Source organism: Mesorhizobium marinum (genome assembly GCF_040813675.1).
Lineage (GTDB): Bacteria > Pseudomonadota > Alphaproteobacteria > Rhizobiales > Rhizobiaceae > Mesorhizobium_K > Mesorhizobium_K marinum.
In genome coordinates this window covers 38,661-60,931 of sequence record NZ_JBFOCI010000007.1, presented here as the reverse complement: position 1 = coordinate 60,931, position 22,271 = coordinate 38,661, and the positions used below count along the sequence as shown (strand labels likewise).

General features: G+C 63.8%; 19 protein-coding genes. 4 read left to right on the top strand and 15 right to left on the bottom strand.

Annotated elements, in window-relative coordinates; all coding sequences use genetic code 11:
* Window positions 1-35: 35 nt before the first annotated feature.
* From ABUE31_RS19465 to ABUE31_RS19445, 5 genes are all read right to left on the bottom strand, one after another.
* Window positions 36-770 (bottom strand): proteasome-type protease, encoded by a 735-nt coding sequence (locus tag ABUE31_RS19465; protein WP_367725396.1) that lies wholly within the window; start codon window positions 768-770, stop codon window positions 36-38.
* A gap of 31 nt (window positions 771-801) precedes the next feature.
* Window positions 802-1,596, bottom strand: a complete 795-nt coding sequence (locus ABUE31_RS19460; RefSeq protein ID WP_367725395.1) for a transglutaminase family protein — start codon at window positions 1,594-1,596, stop codon at window positions 802-804.
* 10 nt (window positions 1,597-1,606) lie between these two features.
* Window positions 1,607-2,548 carry an alpha-E domain-containing protein gene (locus ABUE31_RS19455; protein WP_367725393.1) on the bottom strand — a complete coding sequence of 314 codons (942 nt, stop codon included), beginning with the start codon at window positions 2,546-2,548 and terminating at the stop codon, window positions 1,607-1,609.
* A gap of 64 nt (window positions 2,549-2,612) precedes the next feature.
* Complete coding sequence (locus ABUE31_RS19450) at window positions 2,613-2,996, bottom strand: four helix bundle protein (RefSeq protein ID WP_367725392.1); 384 nt, start codon at window positions 2,994-2,996, stop codon at window positions 2,613-2,615.
* Between the two features lie 72 nt (window positions 2,997-3,068).
* Window positions 3,069-4,481 carry a circularly permuted type 2 ATP-grasp protein gene (locus tag ABUE31_RS19445; protein WP_367725391.1) on the bottom strand — a complete coding sequence of 471 codons (1,413 nt, stop codon included), beginning with the start codon at window positions 4,479-4,481 and terminating at the stop codon, window positions 3,069-3,071.
* A gap of 331 nt (window positions 4,482-4,812) precedes the next feature.
* On the opposite strand from ABUE31_RS19445, the gene ABUE31_RS19440 reads away from it, so the two are divergent.
* Window positions 4,813-5,229, top strand: coding sequence for a DUF4864 domain-containing protein (locus tag ABUE31_RS19440; RefSeq protein ID WP_367725390.1), 417 nt, complete (start codon window positions 4,813-4,815; stop codon window positions 5,227-5,229).
* 42 nt (window positions 5,230-5,271) lie between these two features.
* Here the strand turns inward: ABUE31_RS19440 and tgt are convergent, their stop codons facing one another.
* Genes tgt through coaD form a run of 6 tightly spaced genes read right to left on the bottom strand, consistent with a single transcriptional unit; the run spans window position 5,272 to window position 9,635 of the window.
* A complete protein-coding gene (gene tgt, locus ABUE31_RS19435; RefSeq protein ID WP_367725389.1) occupies window positions 5,272-6,402 on the bottom strand; it encodes a tRNA guanosine(34) transglycosylase Tgt in 1,131 nt (376 codons plus the stop codon).
* A gap of 36 nt (window positions 6,403-6,438) precedes the next feature.
* A complete protein-coding gene (gene queA, locus ABUE31_RS19430; RefSeq protein WP_367725388.1) occupies window positions 6,439-7,515 on the bottom strand; it encodes a tRNA preQ1(34) S-adenosylmethionine ribosyltransferase-isomerase QueA in 1,077 nt (358 codons plus the stop codon).
* A 5-nt stretch (window positions 7,516-7,520) separates the two neighbouring features.
* Window positions 7,521-7,970, bottom strand: coding sequence for a DMT family transporter (locus tag ABUE31_RS19425; protein WP_367725387.1), 450 nt, complete (start codon window positions 7,968-7,970; stop codon window positions 7,521-7,523).
* 25 nt (window positions 7,971-7,995) lie between these two features.
* A complete protein-coding gene (locus ABUE31_RS19420) occupies window positions 7,996-8,508 on the bottom strand; it encodes a peptidylprolyl isomerase (protein ID WP_367725386.1) in 513 nt (170 codons plus the stop codon).
* A 23-nt stretch (window positions 8,509-8,531) separates the two neighbouring features.
* The gene (locus tag ABUE31_RS19415) at window positions 8,532-9,113 is read right to left on the bottom strand and encodes a peptidylprolyl isomerase (RefSeq protein WP_367725385.1); all 582 of its coding nucleotides are present in this window, start codon (window positions 9,111-9,113) and stop codon (window positions 8,532-8,534) included.
* A gap of 18 nt (window positions 9,114-9,131) precedes the next feature.
* Window positions 9,132-9,635, bottom strand: a complete 504-nt coding sequence (gene coaD, locus ABUE31_RS19410) for a pantetheine-phosphate adenylyltransferase (protein WP_367725384.1) — start codon at window positions 9,633-9,635, stop codon at window positions 9,132-9,134.
* 158 nt (window positions 9,636-9,793) lie between these two features.
* On the opposite strand from coaD, the gene ABUE31_RS19405 reads away from it, so the two are divergent.
* Window positions 9,794-9,928 (top strand): hypothetical protein, encoded by a 135-nt coding sequence (locus ABUE31_RS19405; RefSeq protein ID WP_367725383.1) that lies wholly within the window; start codon window positions 9,794-9,796, stop codon window positions 9,926-9,928.
* 13 nt (window positions 9,929-9,941) lie between these two features.
* Here ABUE31_RS19405 and gyrA read toward each other — a convergent pair whose 3' ends face one another.
* On the bottom strand, window positions 9,942-12,728 hold the full coding sequence (gene gyrA / locus ABUE31_RS19400) for a DNA gyrase subunit A (protein ID WP_367725382.1): 2,787 nt from the start codon (window positions 12,726-12,728) through the stop codon (window positions 9,942-9,944).
* Between the two features lie 257 nt (window positions 12,729-12,985).
* On the opposite strand from gyrA, the gene ABUE31_RS19395 reads away from it, so the two are divergent.
* Window positions 12,986-13,615: a MarC family protein gene (locus ABUE31_RS19395; RefSeq protein ID WP_367725381.1), complete on the top strand. Its 630-nt coding sequence runs from the start codon at window positions 12,986-12,988 to the stop codon at window positions 13,613-13,615.
* A gap of 16 nt (window positions 13,616-13,631) precedes the next feature.
* On the opposite strand, the gene ABUE31_RS19390 is transcribed toward ABUE31_RS19395, so the two are convergent.
* Window positions 13,632-14,060, bottom strand: coding sequence for an OsmC family protein (locus ABUE31_RS19390; protein ID WP_367725380.1), 429 nt, complete (start codon window positions 14,058-14,060; stop codon window positions 13,632-13,634).
* 64 nt (window positions 14,061-14,124) lie between these two features.
* Complete coding sequence (locus ABUE31_RS19385; protein ID WP_367725379.1) at window positions 14,125-14,640, bottom strand: single-stranded DNA-binding protein; 516 nt, start codon at window positions 14,638-14,640, stop codon at window positions 14,125-14,127.
* Between the two features lie 886 nt (window positions 14,641-15,526).
* Between ABUE31_RS19385 and uvrA the strand changes: the two genes are divergently transcribed.
* On the top strand, window positions 15,527-18,451 hold the full coding sequence (uvrA, locus tag ABUE31_RS19380) for an excinuclease ABC subunit UvrA (protein ID WP_367725378.1): 2,925 nt from the start codon (window positions 15,527-15,529) through the stop codon (window positions 18,449-18,451).
* 24 nt (window positions 18,452-18,475) lie between these two features.
* Here the strand turns inward: uvrA and ABUE31_RS19375 are convergent, their stop codons facing one another.
* A complete protein-coding gene (locus ABUE31_RS19375) occupies window positions 18,476-22,195 on the bottom strand; it encodes an anti-phage protein Upx-like protein (protein ID WP_367725377.1) in 3,720 nt (1,239 codons plus the stop codon).
* Window positions 22,196-22,271 lie beyond the last annotated feature (76 nt).

Genomic DNA, 22,271 nt, shown 5'->3' with positions numbered 1-22,271 from the left:
TCGACGATTGATCGGGGGGTCGTCGCCCCCGGCAGCTAGTTTTCGGGGAAGTCGGGCAGCGCCTTCAGCGCCTGCTTCAGCGCGTTCGACCAGCCGTCCGAGACGGTCCGGTAATAGGCGTCGTCCTGCCCGATCCTTTTCCTAAAGCCTACCTTGAAGCTGTCCTTCTCGTAGAACAGCAGGTCGAGCGGCAGGCCGACCGACAGGTTGGACTTCAGCGTCGAGTCGAAGGAGACCAGCAGAAGCTTCACGGATTCGGCGAAGCTCATCGCCTTGTCATAGGAGCGCACGATGATCGGCTTGCCGTATTTCGTCTCGCCGACCTGGAAGAACGGCGTGTCCTCGCTCGACTCGATGAAGTTGCCTTCCGGGTAGATCATGAACAGGCGCGGTTCGGTGCCGCGGATCTGACCGCCCAGGATGAACGACGCATTGAAATAGGAATCCGCGCTCTGGCCGACCGGCGCGGAGCTGGCGATAACCTCCTTCACCACGTTCCCGACCAGCCGCGCGGTCTGGTACATCGACGGCATCTCGAACAGCGATGGCGAGCGTTCGTTGACCGCCTTGTTGCGCTCGTCGAGGATGCTGACGACGGACTGCGTGGTCGCCAGGTTGCCGGCCGACATCAGCACGATGACGCGCTCGCCCGGTTCCTCCCACACATGCATCTTGCGGAAGGTCGAGATCGAATCGATGCCGGCGTTGGTGCGCGTGTCCGACATGAACACGAGCCCCCGGTCGATCGTCAGTCCAACGCAATACGTCATGGAATCGGCTTCTGGCCCCGGCTACAGGGGATTACTGCTCCACCGAGACCGAGACGGCAAGTCGTTCTTCGGCCCATCCGTGCCTGATCCCGGTGACCGGCATGGCGTCGCGGTAGTCCCGGCCGATCGCCACGCGCACGTATCGCTCGTCGGGCGATATGCCGTTCGACGCGTCGAACGCCACCCAGCCCAGCCCCTTCACATAGGCTTCCGCCCAGGCATGGCTCGCCGCCTGCTCGATCGCGTCGTCCATCATCAGGTAGCCGCTGACGTAGCGGGCGGGGAATCCCATCAGGCGCGCCGCCGCCGCGAAGACATGGGCATGGTCCTGGCAGACGCCCGAGCCCTGATTCAGCGCTTCCTCGGCGGTCGTGCCGGCATGCGTCGCGCCCGCCGTGTAGGCCACGCAGGCGCCGACAGCGCCCGACAGCTTGTGCAGCCGGTCGAGTTCCGATCCCTCGCCGATCGATCCGGCAAGCTCGCGCACGCCGCCCCCCGCCGCCGTCAGCGGGGTCTGCTGCTCGAACAGCCAGAGCGGCGCGAACCCGCGATTCTCGCCGACCACGCCTGCGGTATCGAAGGTCTCGACCTCGCCCCAGGCGTCGATGCCGATCAGCGTCGACTCGCCCTGGTTGCTGACCAGCCGCGTGTCGTTGTCGAAATGGTCGACGTAGCGGACTTCCTCGCCGGCGCCTTCGACCGCCAGCGACCAGCTGTGCACCGTCTGCGTCTTGCAGGTGCGCGGGAACAGCCGCAGCCGCTGCAGCGCATATTGGAGCGGCGCGTCGTATCGGTATTCGGTTCGGTGCGAGATTTTCAGTCGCATGGCGCCGCCGTCAGTGGAACCGGTAGTTGGCGGCGACCTCGTCGCCCAGCCGGTTGTTGTCGGAGATGAAGTCGGTCAGGAACTCGTGCAGGCCGTCGTCGAAGATCTGCTTGATCGAGCCCACGCGCAGCTTGGCCAGCGTGTCTTCGACAAGCTGGTGGCACGGCAGCCGCTGGCCGTAGTCCTGCTCGCGGAAATGCAGGTGCTCGGCCAGGAAGCGGTAGCAGAAGACCAGCGATCGTGGCATTCGGGCATTGAGGATCAGATAGTCGGCGATGTTCGTCGGCCGGTACTCGGCGTCGTAGACCCAGCGATACGAGCGGTGGGCCGAGACCGACCGCAGGATCGATTCCCACTGGTAGTTGTCGAGCGTCGATCCCACCCACGAGACCGAGGGCAGCAGGACGTAGTATTTCACGTCGAGGATGCGGGCTGTGTTGTCGGCGCGCTCGACATAGGTGCCGATCTGCGCGAAATCGAAGATCTCGTTCCTCAGCATCGTCCCGTAGAAGCAGCCGCGGATCAGCGCCGTCTCGCGCTTGATCTCGTCGAGCACCGCCGGCAGGTCGCGTTCGTCGATCGGCGAAGCCAGCATGCGCTTCATCGCCATCCAGGCTTCGTTGATCGCTTCCCAGACCTCGCGCGTCAGCGCCGTACGCACCATGCGCGCGTTGAACCGCGCCGTCTCCATCGACGACATCGCGCTCGACGGGTTGGTGGTGTCGCGGATCAGGAAATCCGCAACCGCCGCGGACGTATACTCGCCGTACTTGGCCGCGAAGCCGAATTCGACGCCGGCCGACATCACCACCGACTTCCACTCCTCCTCGGCGCTCTGGGTGCGGGTCAGCGCCATGCGCAGTCCGGCATCGACAAGGCGGGCCATGTTCTCCGCCCGCTCGATGTAGCGGTTCATCCAGTAAAGGCCGTTGGCGACGCGTCCGAGAAGCATCAAGCCGCTCCGGAAGGGAGGGAGTAGGGAATAGGGAGTAGGAGGTAGGGCATGGGCAAGACCATCATTTCGCCTGCAAACGCCTGATCAGAGCCCGCAGCATCTTGCCCACCTCTTCGGCTTGATCGAGCAGCTGGTTCGTTCCGATTTCCGGCATGAGGCCTACCCTTCCCGACAAGATGACGTGCGTTTCCAGCTCCTTGAGAGACCCCTGAGCAACGCGTAGAAACTGAACATACGATCCCGTGTTCTCCCGCCCATGCCCTTCCGCAATGTTTGCCGCGATCGACGCAGACGCTCGCCGTATCTGAGACGTCATTCCGTAGGTCTCGGCATTCGGGAACCCCTTGGTCAATTCGTAGCAACTTACGGCCAATTCCAAAGCGGCCTTCCAGACCAGCAGATCGCGATAGGAAACGATGGTGATCGGCCGCTCATCTTTCTCCATCGCTACTCCCTATTCCCTACTCCCTATTCCCTATTCCCTATTCCCTATTCCCTATTCCCTACTCCCTATTCCCTAGTCATCCAGCACCCACGTATCCTTCGTCCCCCCGCCCTGGGACGAGTTGACGACCAGCGAACCCTTCTTGAGGGCAACGCGGGTCAGGCCGCCGGGCACGATCTGGATACGATCCGAAACCAGCACGAACGGGCGCAGGTCGACATGGCGCGGCGCCAGTCCCGCGTCGGTGAGGATCGGGCAGGTCGACAGCGACAGCGTCGGCTGCGCGATGTAGTTGCCGGGATTGGCGGCCAGCTTCTTGGCGAAGGCCTCGCGCTCCTTCTTGCTGGCCGTCGGCCCGACCAGCATGCCGTAGCCGCCGGACCCGTGCACCTCCTTGACCACGAGGTCGCCGAGGTTCTCCTGCACGTATTTCAGGCTGTCGGCCTCCGAACAGCGCCAGGTCCTGATGTTCTCCAGGATCGCCTTGCGGCCGGTGTAGAACTCGATGATCTCCGGCATGTAGGAGTAGATCGCCTTGTCGTCGGCGATGCCGGTGCCGGGCGCATTGGCGATGGTGATGTTGCCGGCGCGGTAGACGTCCATGATGCCCGGCACGCCGAGCGCCGAATCCGGGCGGAAGCTCAGCGGGTCGAGGAATGCGTCGTCGACGCGCCGGTAGAGCACGTCGATCTGCTTGTAGCCTTCGGTCGTGCGCATCGCCACATGGCCGTCGACGACGCGCAGGTCGTGCCCCTCGACCAGTTCGACGCCCATCTGGTCGGCCAGGAAGGCGTGCTCGAAATAGGCGGAGTTGTAGCTGCCGGGCGTCAGAACGGCGATGGTCGGCGTCGAGCTGACGTTGCCGGGCGCGACCCTCGCCAGCGATTGGCGGAGCAGTTGCGGGTAGTTTTCCACGGGACGCACCCGGACGCGCTGGAACAGCTCCGGGAAGAGCTGCATCATCGTCTCCCGGTTCTCCAGCATGTAGGAGACGCCGGAAGGCGTGCGCGCATTGTCCTCCAGCACGAAGAACTCGTCCTCGCCGGTACGCACGATGTCGACGCCGATGATGTGGGTATAGACGCCGGCCGGCGGCTGCATGCCGATCATCTCCGGCAGGAAGGCGTCGTTGGCGGCGATCAGCCGCTTGGGAATGCGCCCGGCGCGCAAAATTTCCTGGCGGTGGTAGATGTCGTCGAGGAAAGCGTTCAGCGCCTGCACGCGCTGCTCGATGCCCTGCGTCAGCCGTCGCCATTCAGAGCCCGAGAGGATGCGCGGCACGATGTCGAAGGGGATCAGCCGCTCCGCCGCCTCCTCTTCGCCATAGACCGCGAAGGTTATGCCGGTCTTGCGAAAGACGCGCTCGGCGTCGCGCATCTTCTCTGTCAGCCTGGCTGGGTCCTGCTGCTTCAGCCAGCGGTCATATGCCGCGTAGGATTGCCTTAGCCCGGATTTCTCCGGCTGCATTTCGTCGAACGCAACCAATCGCGTACTCCCCTATGGCCGTATTTGAAGATGCCCGGGGGGCAAAAGGCAAGTGCAATCGCCAAAATCGGCCTAGACTTTGGTCAACTCGCGAAAACTGCAAAAACATCGGGCAGCCTATCGCGGGCCGCGATCAGCCTCTGCCCAAGCTGCAAGCACTTCGCGTCCGCAGCGGGTGCGCGTCGGTCGCCGGTACTGGCCCTTGCCCGCCTCCGGTAGGAGTGCCGTCCGGCAAGGATTCGCTGAGCGTGCACGAAACCGGAAGCCGCATTTCAGCGTATGGTAGTGTGTCGGGCGGCATGATCGCACCGCCAGTCGAGGGAGAACGAGCATGTCTTTGCGCGCACTGATCGTGACGGCCCTGCTGCTCCTGCCGGTTCCGCTCATTGCCGGCGAAGCCGACGTTCAGGCGGCCCAGGGCAGCATCGAGGCGCAGCTTCGCGCCTTCCAGGCCGACGACACCGAGCGGGCCTATTCCTACGCCGCGCCCAACATCCAGCGCATCTTCCCGACGGTCGACGTCTTCATGGGCATGGTCGAGCGCGGCTATGCGCCGGTGCGCAAACCGGCGCGCTTCGCCTTCGGAAAGGTCCAGGAGATGGGACCAGGCGCGATCGTCCAGCAGGTGCTGATCACCGGCCCCGACGGCCGCGACTACGAAGCGGTCTACACGCTCGAACGCCAGCCCGACGGCGTCTGGCGCATCACCGGCGTCAGCCTGAAGGCATCGAACGCCCTCAGCACGTGAGCGCACATAACGTCCCAGGTCGATCCCTGCCATTCGGCTGCGTCAGACTGCGGGCAAATCGCCCCTCGCCCACCCCTCGCTGATTTCGGCGGACCGCTCGACAAACGCCCGCGCCTCGATGGCGTCGCGGATGTCGTGCATCAGCTTCTGGTAGTAGGACAGGTTGTTCCACGTCAGAAGCATTGCGCCCAGCGCCTCGCCCGACTTCACGAGATGGTGGAGATAGGCCCGGGAATAGTCGCGCGCGGCGGGGCAGTCGCTTTCCTCGTCGAGCGGCCTCGGGTCGTCGGCGTGGCGGGCGTTCTTCAGGTTGATCTTGCCGCGCCGCGTATAGGCAAGGCCATGCCGGCCGGCCCGGGTCGGCATCACGCAGTCGAACATGTCGACGCCGCGCGCCACCGATTTCAGGATGTCGTCCGGCGTGCCGACGCCCATCAGGTAGCGCGGCTTTTCCTCGGGCAGTTCCGGACAGGTCGCGTCGAGCATGTCGAGCATCACCGCCTGCGGCTCGCCGACCGCCAGCCCGCCGATCGAATAGCCCTTCAGGTCCATCGCCTTGAGCGCCTGCGCCGAACGCACGCGCAGCGCCGCAACATCGCCGCCCTGCACGATGCCGAACATCGCCTTGCCCGGCTGCTCGCCGAACGCCGTCTTGCAGCGTTCGGCCCAGCGCAGCGACAGCTCCATCGCGCGCTCGATCTCCTTCGGCTTGGCCGGCAGCGCAACGCATTCGTCGAGCTGCATCTGGATGTCGGAATCGAGCAGGCCCTGGATCTCGATCGAGCGCTCCGGCGTCATCTCGAAGCGCTGGCCGTCGATATGCGAGCGGAAGGTCACGCCCGTTTCGGTCAGCTTGCGCAGTTGCGACAGCGACATCACCTGGAAGCCCCCGCTGTCCGTCAGGATCGGATAGGGCCAGCGTGCGAATTCATGCAGCCCGCCGAGCCGCGCCACCCGCTCCGCGCCCGGCCTGAGCATCAGGTGGTAGGTGTTGCCGAGGATGATGTCCGAGCCGAGGTCGCGCACCTGGTCGAGATACATCGCCTTGACCGTGCCCGCGGTGCCGACCGGCATGAAGGCCGGCGTGCGCACCTGCCCGCGCGGCATCGACACCACGCCGCGCCTGGCCTTGCCGTCGGTGGCGAGAAGGCGGAAGGTGAAGGAGTCGGTCATGAATGCAACCCGTCGATATCGAGCATGACTTGGCCACTACGCCTCCGCCCTGAAAAGCAAGCTACCATCCCCGTAGGAATAGAACCTGTAGCCGGTCGCGATGGCGTGGGCATAGGCGGCCTGCATGCGCTCGAGCCCGCAAAACGCCGATACCAGCATGAACAGCGTTGAGCGCGGCAGGTGGAAGTTGGTCATCAGCGCGTCGGCGACGCGGAAGCGGTAGCCCGGCGTGATGAAGATGTCGGTTGCGCCGGACCAGGCCGCGAGCCGCCCGTCGGCGCCGGCCGCGCTCTCGAGCAGCCTGAGCGATGTGGTGCCGACGCAGACGACGCGGTTTCCGCGCGCCCGGGCAGCGTTGATCGCGTCGGCGACGGCCTGCGAGACATGCCCGGTCTCGGCATGCATCCTGTGGTCCTGCGTATCGTCGGCCTTGACCGGCAGGAAGGTGCCGGCGCCGACATGCAGGGTGACGAAGCGCCGTTCCACGCCGCGCGCGTCGAGCGCCGCGAAGAGGTCGGGCGTGAAATGCAGGCCCGCGGTCGGGGCCGCCACCGCGCCCTCGTCGCGTGCGTAGATGGTCTGGTAGTCGGTGCGGTCACGCTCGTCGTCGGCGCGTTTTGAGGCGATGTAGGGCGGCAGCGGGATATGGCCGACAGCGTGCAGCGCTTCGTCGAGGAACGGGCCGGAGAGGTCGAAGGCGAGCAGCACCTCGCCGCCCTCGCGCTTCTCGATAACGGTGGCGTCGAGCTGGCCGAGGAAGCAGGCTTCGCCGTCATGGCCGAACTGGATGCGGTCGCCCGCCGCGACCCGCTTGCCCGGGCGTACGAAGACGAGCCAGCGGTCCGGCGCGACGCGCATGTGCAGCGTCGCGTCGACATGGGCAACGGCGTCGCCGCGTCGCCGCATGCCGGAGAGCTGCGCCGGAATGACCTTGGTGTCATTGAAGACCAGCACGTCGCCGGGGTCGAGCAGCGACGGCAGGTCGCGCACGGTCCTGTCCTCGAACCCGCCCTGCGGCTGGACGAGCAGCAGCCTTGCCGCGTCGCGCGGCTCGGCCGGGCGCAGTGCGATGCGGTCCTCCGGCAGCTCGAAATCGAAGAGGTCGACCTTCATCGGCGTCAGGTGAGCCGGACGAGCAGCGCGCCGGCCATCAGGAGGACTATTCCCGCCACTCGCCCGATGCTGATCTCGCGAACCGCCATGCCGAGAAAGCCCAGCCGGTCGAGCATCAGTCCGGCGATCAGCTGGCCGGCGACCAGGAAGGCCATCAGCGCGGCCGCGCCGATGCGCGGGATGAGCAGCGTCGTGATCGTCACATAGGCGCCGCCAAGCACGCCGCCGGCGACGAACAGCCACGGCGCCGGCGCCTTCCAGTCGAGCGATATGCCCTGCGTGCGCGTCACCGCCAGCGCGACGGCGCCGAGCACGATCGCGCCCGACAGGAAGGAAAAGGCCGCGGCGGCGATCGGCAGGCCGAGCCCGCGCGACAGTTGCGCGTTGATCGGCGCCTGCACGGCGATGAAGGCGCCGGCGAGGATGCCGAGCGCGGACCAGAAGACCCCTGTCATCGCCGTGCCGCCATGGCCGTTCCGGTTACGCCACGTCGGCGGCGACCTTCAGCGAAACGATCTTGTCCGGATCCTGGACAGGCTCGCCGCGCTTGATCTTGTCGACGTTCTCCATGCCTTCGATCACCTGGCCCCACACAGAATACTGGCGGTTGAGGAAGCTGGCGTCGTCGAAGCAGATGAAGAACTGCGAATTCGCCGAATTGGGGTTCTGCGAGCGCGCCATCGAGCAGGTTCCGCGGCCGTGGTTGGCGTTGGAGAACTCGGCCTTCAGGTCCGGCTTGTCGGAGCCGCCCATGCCGGCGCGGCCGGGGTTGAAGTCCTTGCCGCCCGACTTGCCGAACTTTACGTCGCCGGTCTGCGCCATGAAGCCCTCGATGACGCGGTGGAACACCACGCCATCATAGGCGCCCTCGCGGGCCAGTTCCTTGATGCGGGCCACGTGGCCGGGGGCCAGGTCGGGGAACAGTTCGATGACGACGTTGCCCTTCGTCGTCTCCATGATCAGCGCGTTCTCGCGATCCTTGATCTCGGCCATCTGAAAATCCTTTCGTGAAACGGTCAGTTGTTGTCGGCGGCGACGCGCACCCGGATCATGCGATCGGGATCGCTGACCGAGCCGTTGTCGGCGGCGTCGCCCTTCTTGATGTTGTCGACGAGCTCCATGCCCTTTTCGACGGTGCCCACGACCGTGTACTGGCCGTTGAGGAAGCTGGCGTCGTCGAAGCAGATGAAGAACTGCGAGTTCGCCGAGTTCGGATCCTGCGCGCGCGCCATGCCGATCGTGCCGCGCACGAAGGGCTCGTTGGAGAATTCCGCCGGCAGGTCCGGCTTGTCGGAGCTGCCCATGCCGGCCGCGCTCGCGTCGTAGCCGTCGTTCAGGTCGCCGTACTGCACGTCGCCGGTCTGCGCCATGAAGCCGTCGATGACGCGGTGGAAGGCGACGTTGTCATAGGCGCCCTCGCGCGCCAGCGCCTTGATCTGCTCGACATGCTTGGGCGCGAGGTCGGGCCTGAGCGCGATGGTCACGTCGCCGTCCTTCAGCGTGATGACGAGCGTGTTCTCCGGATCGGCGGCGAAAGCGAACTGCGTTGCGAACAACGTCGCGGCCACCACGCACGCCGAAGCGAGCCTTTTCAGCATGAAACTCTCTCCTGGACCTTATCTGGATTTGAACTTGGCCTTCAGCGGCGCGACGACCGCCTTCGGCACGAACGGGCGGATATCCCCGCCCATCGACGCAATCTGGCGCACGAGTGTGGCGGTAATGGTGCGGACCGAGGGGCTGGCGGGCAGGAACACCGTCTGCAGTTCGGGCGCCATGGTCTCGTTCATGCCGGCCATCTGCATCTCGTAGTCGAGGTCGGTGCCGTCGCGCAGCCCGCGGATCATGATCTGCGCGCCGAGTTTCCGGGCCGCGTCGATCACCAGTCCCTCGAAGGCGACGACCTTGATGCGCCTTGCATCCTTGCCCAGTTCCTTCGCCGCCACCGCCTCGATCAGCGCCACCCGCTCCTCGAACGAGAACAGCGGCTGCTTGCCGGGGTGGATGCCGATCGCCGCATAGATCGTGTCGGCCACCGCAAGCGAGGCCTTGAGCACGTCGAGGTGCCCGTTGGTCAGCGGATCGAAGGACCCTGCGTATATCGCATGGCGGCTGGTCATTGGCGTGCTTCTATCCATGCGCGGGGGCAAAGGCAATTCCACATGAACCGGCGATGAACGGGCCGCTCAGCCCGGATTAAAGGCGCGCCGCCTACATGCAGACGCAGACTGCGGAAACCAAATCGACCCGAACGCGTTGTCTTGCAGGAGTTGTCGCCATGATGATCTACATGCTTGCCGCCGCCATGACCGTTGCCATGCTGATCGCAACGGCCTTTGCCCTGCACGACGAAACCGAGCGCCTGCGCCTCAGGGAGAAGAAGAGCCTTATCCGCGGCTTCGGCTCGCGTTGAGCCGGCGCCCGCGTCAGGCTTCCCCTTCCGTCCCTTCCTGCGGCGTCTCGCCTTCGGGCGCCCCTTCGCTGCCTTCGGCTTCGTCCCCGCCAGGCTCCGAGATGCGCTCGACCGAAACCACCTTCTCGCCTTCGGCGGTGTTGAAGATGGTCACGCCCTTGGTGGCGCGGCTGGCGATCCTGATGCCGTCCACCGGCACCCGGATGACCTGGCCGCCGTCGGACACCAGCATGATCTGGTCCTCGGCGCCGACCGGGAAGGCCGCCACCAGCGGCCCGATCTCCTCGACCTTGGAGACGTCGGTGGCGCGGATGCCCTTGCCGCCGCGGCCGATCACCCGGAAATCGTAGGACGAAGAGCGCTTGCCGTAGCCGAACTCGGTGACGGTGAGCACGAACTGCTCGTGCGCCCGCAATTCCTCGTAGCGCTCGTCCGACAGGTCGGTTTCCTCGCCGACCTCCTCGTTGGTCAGCGCGATGTCCTCTTCGCCCTCGGCCTCGGCGGACGCCGCCCGCCGCTCGGCCGTCGCCCGCTTCAGGTAGGCCGCGCGCTCGGCCGGGCTGGCCTCGACGTGCTCGATGATCGTCATCGAGATCGCCCGCGCATCGTCGCCGAGCTTGATGCCGCGCACGCCCTGCGAACCGCGGCTCTGGAACACGCGCACATCGGTCACCGGGAACCGGACGCACAGGCCGGAATCGGCCGTCATCAGCACGTCGTCGTTCTCGGTGCAGACCTCGACGGCCAGGATGGCGTCGCCCTCGTCCTCGAACTTCATGGCGATTTTGCCGTTGCGCCGGACGTCCGCGAAATCCGACAGCCTGTTGCGGCGCACGGTGCCGCGCGTGGTGGCGAACATAACGTCCAGCCGGTCCCACTCCGATTCCTCGGGCAGCGGCAGGATCGCCGTGATGCGGTCGCCCTCCTCCAGCGGCAGCATGTTGCGCAGGAATTTTCCGCGCGACTGCGGGCTGCCGATCGGCAGCCGCCAGACCTTTTCCTTGTAGACGATGCCGCGCGAGGAGAAGAACAGGATCGGCGTGTGCGTGTTGGCGACGAACAGCCGGGTCAGGAAATCCTCGTCCTTGGTCGCCATGCCCGAGCGGCCCTTGCCGCCGCGCGCCTGGGCGCGATACAGCGACAGCGGCACGCGCTTGATGTAGCCCTGATGCGTGACGGTGACGACCATGTCCTCGCGCTGGATGAGGTCTTCGTCCTCCATGTCGGAGTCGCCGTCGGTCAGTTCCGTCCGGCGCGGCGTGCCGAATTCCTCGCGCACCGCGGCAAGCTCGTCCTTGACGATCTGCTGGATGCGCGTGCGCGACGACAGGATGTCCAGGTAGTCGCTGATCTCGACGCCGATCTTGGTGAGTTCGTCGGCGATTTCGTCGCGGCCGAGCGCCGTCAGCCTGGAGAGCTGCAGCGCCAGGATCGCCCGCGCCTGTTCCTCCGACAGGTTGTAGGTGCCGTCGTCGTTCACGCGATGGCGCGGATCGTCGATCAGCAGGATCAGCGACTCCACGTCGCCCGCCGGCCAGCGCCGCTCCATCAATTGCTCGCGCGCCGACTGCGGGTCCGGCGCATGGCGGATCAGCTTGATGACCTCGTCGATGTTGGCCACTGCGATCGCCAGGCCGACGAGGACATGGGCGCGGTCGCGCGCCTTGCGCAGCAGGTACTTCGTGCGCCGGCTCACCACCTCCTCGCGGAAGGTCACGAAGGCCTTCAGCATGTCGATCAGCGACATCACTTCCGGCTTGCCGCCGTTCAGGGCGACCACGTTCGCGCCGAACGAGGTCTGCAGCGGCGTGTAGCGGTAGAGCTGGTTGAGCACGACGTCGGCCACGGCGTCGCGCTTCAGTTCGATGACCACCCGGTAGCCCTGGCGGTCGCTCTCGTCGCGGATATCGGAGATGCCCTCGACGCGCTTGTCGCGCACGAGTTCGGCCATCTTCTCGATCATCGTCGCCTTGTTCACCTGGTAGGGTACCTCGGTGACGACGATCGCCTCGCGGTCGCCGCGGGCTTCCTCGACATGCACCTTGCCGCGCATGACGATCGAGCCGCGGCCGGTCGAATAGGCGTTGTAGATGCCGGAACGCCCAAGCACGATGCCGCCGGTCGGGAAGTCCGGACCCGGTATGATCTCCATCAGAGCCGGGAGGTCGATCGCCGGATTGTCGATGACCGCGATGGCGCCGTCGCAGACCTCGCCGAGATTGTGCGGCGGAATGTTGGTGGCCATGCCGACGGCGATGCCGCCCGCGCCGTTGACCAGCAGGTTCGGGAACCGCGCCGGCAGGACGCGCGGTTCGCTGTCGGTGCCGTCGTAGTTGTCCTGGAAATCGACCGTGTCCTTGTCGATGTCCTCGAGCAGCTCGTGCGCGACCTTGGTAAGGCGCGCCTCGGTGTAGCGCATCGCCGCCGGCGGATCGCCGTCGATCGAGCCGAAATTCCCCTGCCCGTCGATCAGCGGCACGCGCAGCGACCAGTCCTGCGCCATGCGCACCAACGCGTCGTAGATCGAGGCGTCGCCGTGCGGGTGATATTTACCCATCACGTCGGAGACCGGGCGCGCCGACTTAACGTGCTTGCGGTTCCAGTGGTAGCCGCTCTCATGCGAGGCGTAGAGGATGCGCCGGTGCACCGGCTTCATGCCGTCGCGCACGTCGGGAAGCGCGCGCGACACGATCACGCTCATCGCGTAGTCGAGATAGGAACGCCGCATTTCCTCGATGATGGAAATCGGCTCGATGTCGGACGGGCCGTCAGGTCCGTGCGGTGTCTTCTGATCGTTCAAAACGGGTCACACAGTTCAGGAATCAGGTCTTCTTTATATAGGAAGCGCCAGCAATTCTCCAACGCACGGCAGTGCTTTTCCAACGTTGGTTTTGCCTAGAAATTTCAAAAGGATATCCTGCTTTCCACGACCTCCCGCAGGGTCAGCCCCGGCGCGCAGGCAGCCTCCTGGGCAAGCCGTTGTGGCGGCGGCGCGGCGGGGTTGCGCACTGGCGCTGGCCGCGCCGGCGCGCTAGCCTGCCGCCGAGGGGAGCCGACATGCCCACTTATGACAGCATTTTCAATGCCTTCCTGACGATCCTGGTGACCATCGACCCGCCGGGGCTGGCGCCGCTTTTCCTGGCGGTTACCCGCGGCATGAACAGGGACGAACGGAACCAGGTGTCGATCCGCTCCTCGCTGATCGCCTTCGGCGTGCTCGCCCTCTTCGCCGTCGCCGGCGCGACCATCCTCTCGCTTTTCGGCATCACGCTTCCGGCTTTCCGCGTGGCCGGCGGCTTCCTGCTCTTCTTCATCGCCTTCGAGATGATTTTCGAGAAGCGCCAGGACCGCAAGGAAAAGACCGCCGACGTCGCCATCACCAGGGACATGGTGCACAACATCGCCGCCTTCCCGCTGGCGATCCCCCTGATTTCCGGCCCAGGCGCCATCTCGGCGACCGTGCTTCTGTCGGGCAGCTTCCAGGGGCCGCTGGGCAAGGCGGCCCTCGTCGGCATCATCGCCGTGTGCCTGGCGCTGACCTACATGGTCTTCCTGCTGGCCGAACGGGTCGACCGGTTCCTCGGTGAAACCGGCCGCTCGATCCTCACGCGCCTGCTCGGCGTGCTGCTCGCCGCCCTCGCCGTCCAGTTCGTCGCCGACGGCGTCAAGGCGATGGTGACGGGATAACCGGTTCGCCGGCCGCTCAGGCCGCCGTGTCGACGATCTCGAAGTCGTGTGTCACCACGGCGGACTTCGCCAGCATCGCGGTCGCCGAGCAGTATTTTTCCAGCGAGAGTTCGATGGCGCGCTTCACCTTGGCCTCGGACAGCGCGCGGCCCTTCACAACGAAATGCATGTGGATGCGCGTGAAGACCTTGGGATCGGTCTCGGCGCGATCGGCCTCCAGTTCGACCTCGCAATCCTCGATCGCCTCGCGGCCCTTCTCGAGGATGTGCACGACGTCGAAGGCCGAGCAGCCGCCGGCCCCCATCAGCACCAGTTCCATCGGGCTGGGGCCAAGCTTCGGCCGGCTGCCGTCGGGACCGGACGCCGTGCCGAAGATCACCGCGTGACCGGACGTCGTCTCGCCGACAAACGTTCGGTCGCCAATCCATTTTACACTTGTTTTCAACTGCTTGTGACCCGCCTTTTAAAGTGACGCTCGACCTTCGGCCCGGACCCTCGCCCGACGTCGATCAGAACGGGATCTCGTCGTCCAGTTCGCGCGACGCGCCCCCGCCACGGCTCCCGCCGCCACCGCCGCTACGTCCATAGCTCTCGCCGGGACCCGACTGGCCGAAGTCCGAACTGCGTCCGCCACCGCCGGAATAACCGACCTGGCCGCCTTCGCCGCCCTGCCCGCGCCCGTCCAGCATCTGCAGTTCGCCCCGGAACTTCTGCAGCACCACCTCGGTCGTATAGCGGTCCTGGCCGGTTTGGTCCTGCCATTTGCGGGTCTGCAGCTGGCCCTCGACATAAACCTTCATGCCCTTCTTGAGGTACTGCTCGGCGACCTTGGCGAGGTTGTCGTTGAAGATGACGACCTGGTGCCACTCCGTCTTTTCCTTGCGCTCGCCCGAGCCCTTGTCGCGCCAGCTTTCGGACGTCGCGATGCGCAGGTTCACGACCGGATCGCCGGAGTTCAGGCGGCGGATTTCGGGGTCCGCGCCCAGATTGCCCACCAGAATGACCTTGTTGACGCTACCTGCCATGATACTTCTCCACGCTCGTCCGAAACCAGATCGCAAACCGAAATGCGCGCGCATCCTACCGGATCGCGCCGCCGCCAGCCCGCCGAAACATGGCCAGGGCGGAACTGTCCACATGTTGTTTGTTCTATTTTTGTTCTAGACCTTTCCCGCCGGAACGCAAGCAATTTCGTGACAGGCCCGGATGCGTACCGGCAGCACCGGCAAACGAAACGACAAGACGAAAACGGTCCTGTTCTCGCGGGGAGGACAGGACCGTTTGTTCGGGCTTTACCCGATATGCCGGTATTCCATTGCCGGCTGTCTTTCGGATGCCTCGCGGCGCACTGGCCGACGATCCGACTTGTGGTCTCTGATTGTGGTTGGGGAAGCAGGCCGCATCGTGCCGGATCATCCGGCCGGAAAAAATCCGGGGCGCGCCTGCCCTGCTCCGCTCGTCTAGCGGAGCGTCCTAAAATTGTCCGGTGGAGTCATGCCTTCCTCCTTCGTCAGTTTCCGCGCGTCTCTCCGAAACCTCTTCGCCGGTCTGCGGCGTCTCGCAAACCACCCTTTGGCAGCGAATGATGCCGCGTGGGCATCCGGCTGCGTGAGACATGTCTAAACTTGGACCTGCGGCCATGCCGCGTCAACCGCGAACGGGCGCCTGCAATGAAATGTGATCGGCAGGCGCGCCGTGAGGCAGCGCGCGGGCTGCTTCCCGGCCGCCCGGATGTCAGGATGTCGTTCTGCCTCTGTTCTTTTCGCTTGCCCTTTGGGCCTGCCGGGAGCTAGACCGTTTGCGAGTAGGGACGACTCCCCTCGACGCGGCGGCGAAAACACCTAAATAAGGGCATTGGCCGGCACCTTGCTGCCATCCCATCATTGATCGAGACGAGGCGGCGGACCGGCCATGGCCGACCATAAATTCCTTTCCGTGCGGGGCGCGCGCGAGCACAATCTGAAGAACGTCGATCTCGACCTTCCCCGGGATTCGCTGATCGTCATGACCGGGCTGTCCGGCTCGGGAAAATCGTCGCTCGCCTTCGACACCATCTACGCCGAGGGCCAGCGCCGCTACGTCGAGAGTCTGTCGGCCTATGCCCGGCAGTTCCTCGAGATGATGCAGAAGCCCGACGTCGACCAGATCGACGGGCTGTCGCCGGCCATCTCCATCGAGCAGAAGACGACCTCGAAGAACCCGCGCTCCACGGTCGGCACGGTCACCGAGATCTACGACTACATGCGGCTGCTCTTCGCGCGCGCCGGCGTGCCCTATTCGCCGGCGACCGGCCTGCCGATCGAGAGCCAGACGGTTTCCCAGATGGTCGACCGCGTGCTCGCGCTCGACGAAGGCACGCGGCTCTACATCCTCGCGCCCATCGTCAGGGGACGGAAGGGCGAATACCGCAAGGAACTCGCCGAGCTCCAGAAGAAGGGGTTCCAGCGCGTAAAGGTCGACGGCGTCTTCTACGAGATCGCCGACGTGCCGGCGCTCGACAAGAAATACAAGCACGACATCGACGTCGTCGTCGACCGCATCGTCGTGCGCGCCGACCTCGCCACCCGCCTCGCCGATTCCATGGAGACCGCGCTGAAACTCGCCGAGGGTCTTGCCGTCGCCGAATTCGCCGACAAGCCGCTCGACGCCAGCCAGACCGGCGCCGACGCGGTCAACAAGAGCGCCAACGAGACGCACGAGCGCATCCTTTTCTCGGAAAAATTCGCCTGCCCCGTCTCCGGCTTCACGATCCCCGAGATCGAGCCGCGCCTGTTCTCCTTCAACAACCCGTTCGGCGCCTGCCCCGCCTGCGACGGGCTCGGCAGCCAGCGCGCCATCGACCCGCTGCTGGTCGTGCCGGAGGACCATGTCTCGCTGCGCGAGGGCGCGGTGGCGCCGTGGGCGAAGTCGACCTCGCCCTATTACGCGCAGACGCTCGACGCGCTCGGCAAGATTTTCGGCTTCAAGCTCGGCGACCGCTGGCGCGACCTCAAGAAGGAGGCGCAGGACGCCATCCTTCACGGCACCGGCTCGAAGGAAATCACCTTCAGCTATGACGACGGCCTGCGCTCCTACAAGACGACGAAGTCCTTCGAGGGCGTGATCCCCAATCTCGAGCGGCGCTGGAAGGAGACCGAGTCCGCCTGGATGCGCGAGGAGATCGAGCGTTTCATGTCGGCCACCCCCTGCCCGGCCTGCAGCGGCTTTCGCCTGAAGCCCGAGGCGCTCGCCGTGAAGATCGACGGCCTGCATATCGGCCAGGTCTCTGAAATGTCGATCCGCAAGGCCGACCGCTGGTTCACCGACCTGCCCGACCGCCTCTCGGCCAAGCAGAACGAGATCGCCGTGCGCATCCTGAAGGAAATCCGCGAGCGGCTGCGCTTCCTCAACGACGTCGGCCTCGACTACCTCACCATGTCCCGCAATTCCGGCACGCTCTCGGGCGGCGAGAGCCAGCGCATTCGCCTCGCCAGCCAGATCGGCTCCGGCCTCACCGGCGTGCTCTACGTCCTCGACGAACCCTCGATCGGCCTGCACCAGCGCGACAACGCCCGCCTGCTCGACACGCTGAAGCACCTGCGCGACCTCGGCAACACGGTCATCGTCGTCGAGCATGACGAGGACGCCATTTTGACCGCCGACTATGTCGTCGACATCGGCCCGGCCGCCGGCATCCATGGCGGCCAGATCATCGCGCAAGGCACGCCGCAGCAGGTCATGGCGAGCCCCGCCTCCATCACCGGCAAATACCTGACCGGCGAGCTGGAGGTCGCGACGCCGGCCGAGCGCCGCCAGCCGAAGAAGAAGGACCGCCGCATCCGTGTCGTCGGCGCGCGCGGCAACAACCTGAAGAACGTCACCGCCGACATCCCGATCGGCACGTTTACCGCCGTCACCGGCGTGTCGGGCGGCGGCAAGTCGACCTTCCTGATCGAGACGCTGTTCAAGGCAGCGTCGCGCCGCATCATGGGGTCGCGCGAGCATCCGGCCGAGCACGACCGCGTCGAGGGCCTCGAATTCCTGGACAAGGTCATCGACATCGACCAGAGCCCGATCGGCCGCACCCCGCGCTCCAACCCCGCCACCTACACCGGCGCCTTCACGCCGATCCGCGACTGGTTCGCCAACCTGCCGGAGGCCAAGGCGCGCGGCTACCAGCCGGGCCGCTTCTCCTTCAACGTCAAGGGCGGCCGCTGCGAAGCCTGCCAGGGCGACGGCGTGATAAAAATCGAGATGCATTTTTTGCCCGACGTCTACGTCACCTGCGACGTCTGCCACGGCAAGCGCTACAACCGCGAGACGCTCGACGTGCTGTTCAAGGGCAAGTCGATCGCCGACGTGCTCGACATGACGGTCGAGGAAGGCGTCGACTTCTTCTCCGCGGTGCCCGCCGTGCGCGACAAGCTCGTCACGCTGAACAAGGTCGGCCTCGGCTACATCCATATCGGCCAGCAGGCCAACACGCTCTCCGGCGGCGAGGCGCAGCGCATCAAGCTCGCCAAGGAACTGTCGCGCAAGGCGACCGGAAAGACGCTCTACATCCTCGACGAGCCGACCACCGGCCTGCACTTCCACGACGTCGCCAAACTTCTGGAAGTCCTCCACGAGCTGGTCGACCAGGGCAACACCGTCGTCGTCATCGAGCACAATCTCGAAGTCATAAAAACCGCCGACTGGGTCCTCGACCTCGGCCCCGAAGGCGGCGACGGCGGCGGCGAACTGGTGGCCTCAGGCACGCCGGAGGACATCGCGGCGGAAAAGCGGAGTTATACGGGGCAGTTCCTCAAGGAGTTGTTGGGGCGACGACCGGGGAAACGGGCGCAGGCGGCGGAGTAGGCGTCCTCAAGCGGTCGCCGGGCACTAGGCTTGGATATGGCCACCAAATGCCAAATTCAACTGGTCATAGGTCAGTAGCGTTACGGCGTGGCCTATCCTTTCGGCCGCAAAGCTCATCGGGACGGTGTGAGCAAAGACCAAAGCTCCATCTATCCTCACTTCGGGCAGTTGGAGATGGGATTGAAGCTCCACCGCGTTTTCCCGCGCAAGTTCTATCCGGTTGAGGTGCTTGCCGAGCAGGTCTGGGCGGCCCTTCTCGTCCGTCTTGCCGCGGAATTTGTATAGCTGCTTGGCAATCTCACTAGAAGTCTTGGCGAACTGTAGATCCTTGCATTCAAGAAGCATGACGCGCCCGTCAGTATGCCATGCCAGAACGTCGATATCACCAGGGTCTTCGGTCAGCTTACGTCCAAGAATATGAGAGAATTTCGCGCCTCGTTTTGCCTGCCATCCGAGTTCCAGTAGGCACGCAACGACCCGTTCTTCAAACTCGGCGGCTTCCTCCGCAACGATATGTTCTCTCCAGCTTCGCATTTCTTTCGAAGAAATCGAATTGAGGTCGTATTGGCCGTAATAGAAATTATGGAGCAGAATACGGAAAGTGTCACGGATCATGCCGGGCGCGATCATGACATCCGATTCCGGGGACGGTTCAAGTCTAAGAATAGGACGCCGCACCATAGACAAACGCCGCCTGAATCGCCACGGTTGCCGATCCTGATCAGTGTAAGGCGGTGGAACGCTCTTCCAGCCGTCGCGCGGGAGTAATTCGAGGGAAGTAACAAACTGTTCCCCGCAATCGACGTGGTTGGCAAGGTACTCAAGCAGTGCCGGTCTGGGCAACATCTCCCATGCTTGGTTGGTCATATATAAACGATTTTCCAGAGCCTCAAGCGCGGTGCGGAAATCCTTAAGGGATACACCTATTTCCGCTTCCCATGCGGCGACAAAGCGTATGTCCGTTTGGCTGGTCGCCTGTTCTTCGGTGAGTAGTGCAGGATCATGCAGCAACTCTGAATAGTCGCGGCGACTTTGGTCGATCTTGCTGCTCACGAAGGACTCCCCAACAGGGGTCACAATGGCATCGAAGAAAGAAGCATCGATCTGAACCTCGCCTGCCGGAGATATGCGTACTTCGGGGCGCATGCCTTCATAACGGATGGCATCGGAATAGCCTCCAAGGTGATGAATCATCATCGCCAGAGCCATCAGGTTGGACAGGTCGAAATCTGCAATCTCAAAGCCGACGCCAACGGGACATTCGCAAAGCGCCGCCTCCAGAATGACTCGGCTCGCTTGGCCGGTGGCGTTCGCTTTCCAAATGTTCTTGTAAATCTCTTCGCGAGATTCTTTAGGGTTGGCCGAAAGGTCGAGGATCGCGCCCGAGGTCCGCTCCCACCGGGACTTGTCGACAACGGATGCCTCGTGATTTTCCACGACACGCCGTATCAATGCGTGCCTCTCGAACTGCCCAAGTTGTCCGCAAAACATCTCTTCTGCGGCCGCGGTGATAGCGTTCAGCACTTTGGTGCATTCATCGCGCCCTTTGACCGTTCCACCTGGCCGAGGAAGCCCATGCCAACCCAACCCCAAGCGAATGGCGGCATCGTCGAACTGGCTAATCTTGACTACCTGGTGCGGAACAGATTCACGGACATGATCGCGGAAGTCTTGCGGCGCGAACGCATGTAGCTGCCGTGCTTGCGGCGACGGAACGATTTCACGCAAAAGCTCGGTAAGATTAACCTCGGCGCCATCTACGAGCATAACAACCTGCTCAAGGAAGGCTTCTATCAAAGTGACTTCGGAGACGTTGCTGGAATGGGAAAGACCGTGAAAGAATGGCAATCCAATTTCCGTGGTTATAACGCATCCAACTTTATCGCAGGATGCTCCGATGGCTGCCTTCAATTCTTCCACGGGCGGTGGGTTGATCTCTTTCGACCGGATAGTGGGCCATGCAGGCGTAACGAGTTTCCATGTCAGAACATCCGGCAAACTCGGAACGTGCTGCGCCAGTATTGGGGCAAGTCGCTCCGTCCACACCATCTGCATTTCAAAGATGGGGTAGAGGTGGGAGCGCTCTTCCAACGGTACGGTTTCGAGCCACCATGTCCGGCTCCCCGACCTCCACACCCCACGATAGCGAAGTGATAGAGCATCATGATGCGCGACATAGACCCGCTGCGTATTCTGCGGCGAACGCTTGCCGCCGTCCTTACGGCGGACAATAAGCACTTTGTCCTCCGCATCGCGTACTGCGTGCTTGTCGAAGCGGGCATGGTGCTCTGCCCTGAGCCGCAAATGCGCGTTGGTGGGCACCATGAGCGTGGCACGCTCGGCACCATCCGGCATGGCTTCATGGGGCACAACGTGGCCGTTATTGTCATAAGCAAAGCCGATACGCGCTAAAAGCCCGTTAATCGCCATCAATGGAAAGCCCATATGCCCGGCGGCGCCTTCGGCAAGGAGGAACTTGAACAGTTCGGCAATATTGAAGTCGTGTCGCCATCCCAACACATCGAGGTCGTAGCTGCTGATGCCTTCGGCCAGCCAATTGGCCGGACCCGTAAACTCGACCAATTGTCCCCGGCCAAAGCCACAAAGGACTATTAGCGAGAATCCGAGTTTGAAACCGGGGCGGGCTTTGGTGTCGGCCGCGGCGTCATCTATCGCCTGCTTTAGTTGAGCCTGCGTCTTTTCGCTGGATGGTCCGGGCCGACTGAAGCCTGTCTCACTGAATCCTGTGAAATCATCGGTCAACAGGACAAGGTGGAACCACAAGCCGGGCTGAAACTCGACCGGCTCGGAGGGAACCACAAAGGAATCCCGTTTCATCTCCGTGGGAGGGATGCCGATACGCGAAATAGCGGGATTCAGCGCAAGTTCTTCGGTTTGAGCTATAAGCAGACCAGTCCACAGGGCGAACTCTGCACCGGCATCGTGACAGGTCTCAATAACTGCCCGCCGGATGGCCGTTCCTATGGCCGATGGCAGTGCTACCACCAACTCATCCTGAAAATCGATCAGCGGCTGCCTTTCCAGCCAGCTATCGCCACATCCCCCCAACCCCACATTGCGCTGCGAAGGAGGCAAGCAAAATCGGCCAATCGCTCGGGGACTAACGCCTGCACGGCTCAGGTCGTCATTCGAAAAGCTCACGCGGGCAGCCAGTGTTTTTAAAGTAGGAAGATCATCGACCGGCAGCGCATCGAATCCATATTGACCGCCACAGCAAAAAGCCTCCAGCCCTGACCGTCTGCAAATAAGGTCAGAGAGCACAAGCATCGAACGGCATGATTGCTTAAGCGCGGCATATACGCCATGGTTAGGCATATTCTCGACAGCAGTCAGCATGTGCTGCAAATGGTGGCCATTTGCTTCCGCGAGCCCCTCAAGCACGCAGTAGTTTCGGCCATCCATATGGACGCGGGCGACAAACACGTCCTCGGCCGCGTCCTCCATGTATGCGAATGCCCGTCCCACCTGTTTGAACCACCGGGCGGCATCCTGCTTGCTTGGCTTTTTCCTTCCGGCAGCACCGGCGACGGTTAAGTGGGAGATGGCCTCAAGTCTGACTGTATTTGCTTGAAGTTCCGGGACCGTAAGCAGGCCACCTGCGGCAGCAACGCTGGCCTTCACATCGTATGAGTGAAAAATCGACCTGAGATTCTCTGCTTGCGCCTCTGCCAGTTCGGCCAGCATATGTTGTGTCGCGAATATATTATCGGGAATCTCGTGCATGTTACGATTCTAGCTGGGCAGCGATGCGCCAACAACGACATCCATTCTTCAGACATTGCCCGCTCCTATGTTTATC

Coding starts and splice junctions, on each gene's coding strand:
- ABUE31_RS19385 (WP_367725379.1), bottom strand. CDS start 14,640: ATGGCAGGTAGCGTCAACAAGGTCATTCTGGTGGGCAATCTGGGCGCG.
- ABUE31_RS19395 (WP_367725381.1), top strand. CDS start 12,986: ATGCCCACTTATGACAGCATTTTCAATGCCTTCCTGACGATCCTGGTG.
- ABUE31_RS19455 (WP_367725393.1), bottom strand. CDS start 2,548: ATGCTTCTCGGACGCGTCGCCAACGGCCTTTACTGGATGAACCGCTAC.
- uvrA (WP_367725378.1), top strand. CDS start 15,527: ATGGCCGACCATAAATTCCTTTCCGTGCGGGGCGCGCGCGAGCACAAT.
- ABUE31_RS19460 (WP_367725395.1), bottom strand. CDS start 1,596: ATGCGACTGAAAATCTCGCACCGAACCGAATACCGATACGACGCGCCG.
- tgt (WP_367725389.1), bottom strand. CDS start 6,402: ATGACCGACTCCTTCACCTTCCGCCTTCTCGCCACCGACGGCAAGGCC.
- ABUE31_RS19465 (WP_367725396.1), bottom strand. CDS start 770: ATGACGTATTGCGTTGGACTGACGATCGACCGGGGGCTCGTGTTCATG.
- ABUE31_RS19425 (WP_367725387.1), bottom strand. CDS start 7,970: ATGACAGGGGTCTTCTGGTCCGCGCTCGGCATCCTCGCCGGCGCCTTC.
- queA (WP_367725388.1), bottom strand. CDS start 7,515: ATGAAGGTCGACCTCTTCGATTTCGAGCTGCCGGAGGACCGCATCGCA.
- coaD (WP_367725384.1), bottom strand. CDS start 9,635: ATGACCAGCCGCCATGCGATATACGCAGGGTCCTTCGATCCGCTGACC.
- ABUE31_RS19420 (WP_367725386.1), bottom strand. CDS start 8,508: ATGGCCGAGATCAAGGATCGCGAGAACGCGCTGATCATGGAGACGACG.
- ABUE31_RS19375 (WP_367725377.1), bottom strand. CDS start 22,195: ATGCACGAGATTCCCGATAATATATTCGCGACACAACATATGCTGGCC.
- ABUE31_RS19415 (WP_367725385.1), bottom strand. CDS start 9,113: ATGCTGAAAAGGCTCGCTTCGGCGTGCGTGGTGGCCGCGACGTTGTTC.
- ABUE31_RS19440 (WP_367725390.1), top strand. CDS start 4,813: ATGTCTTTGCGCGCACTGATCGTGACGGCCCTGCTGCTCCTGCCGGTT.
- ABUE31_RS19450 (WP_367725392.1), bottom strand. CDS start 2,996: ATGGAGAAAGATGAGCGGCCGATCACCATCGTTTCCTATCGCGATCTG.
- ABUE31_RS19405 (WP_367725383.1), top strand. CDS start 9,794: ATGATGATCTACATGCTTGCCGCCGCCATGACCGTTGCCATGCTGATC.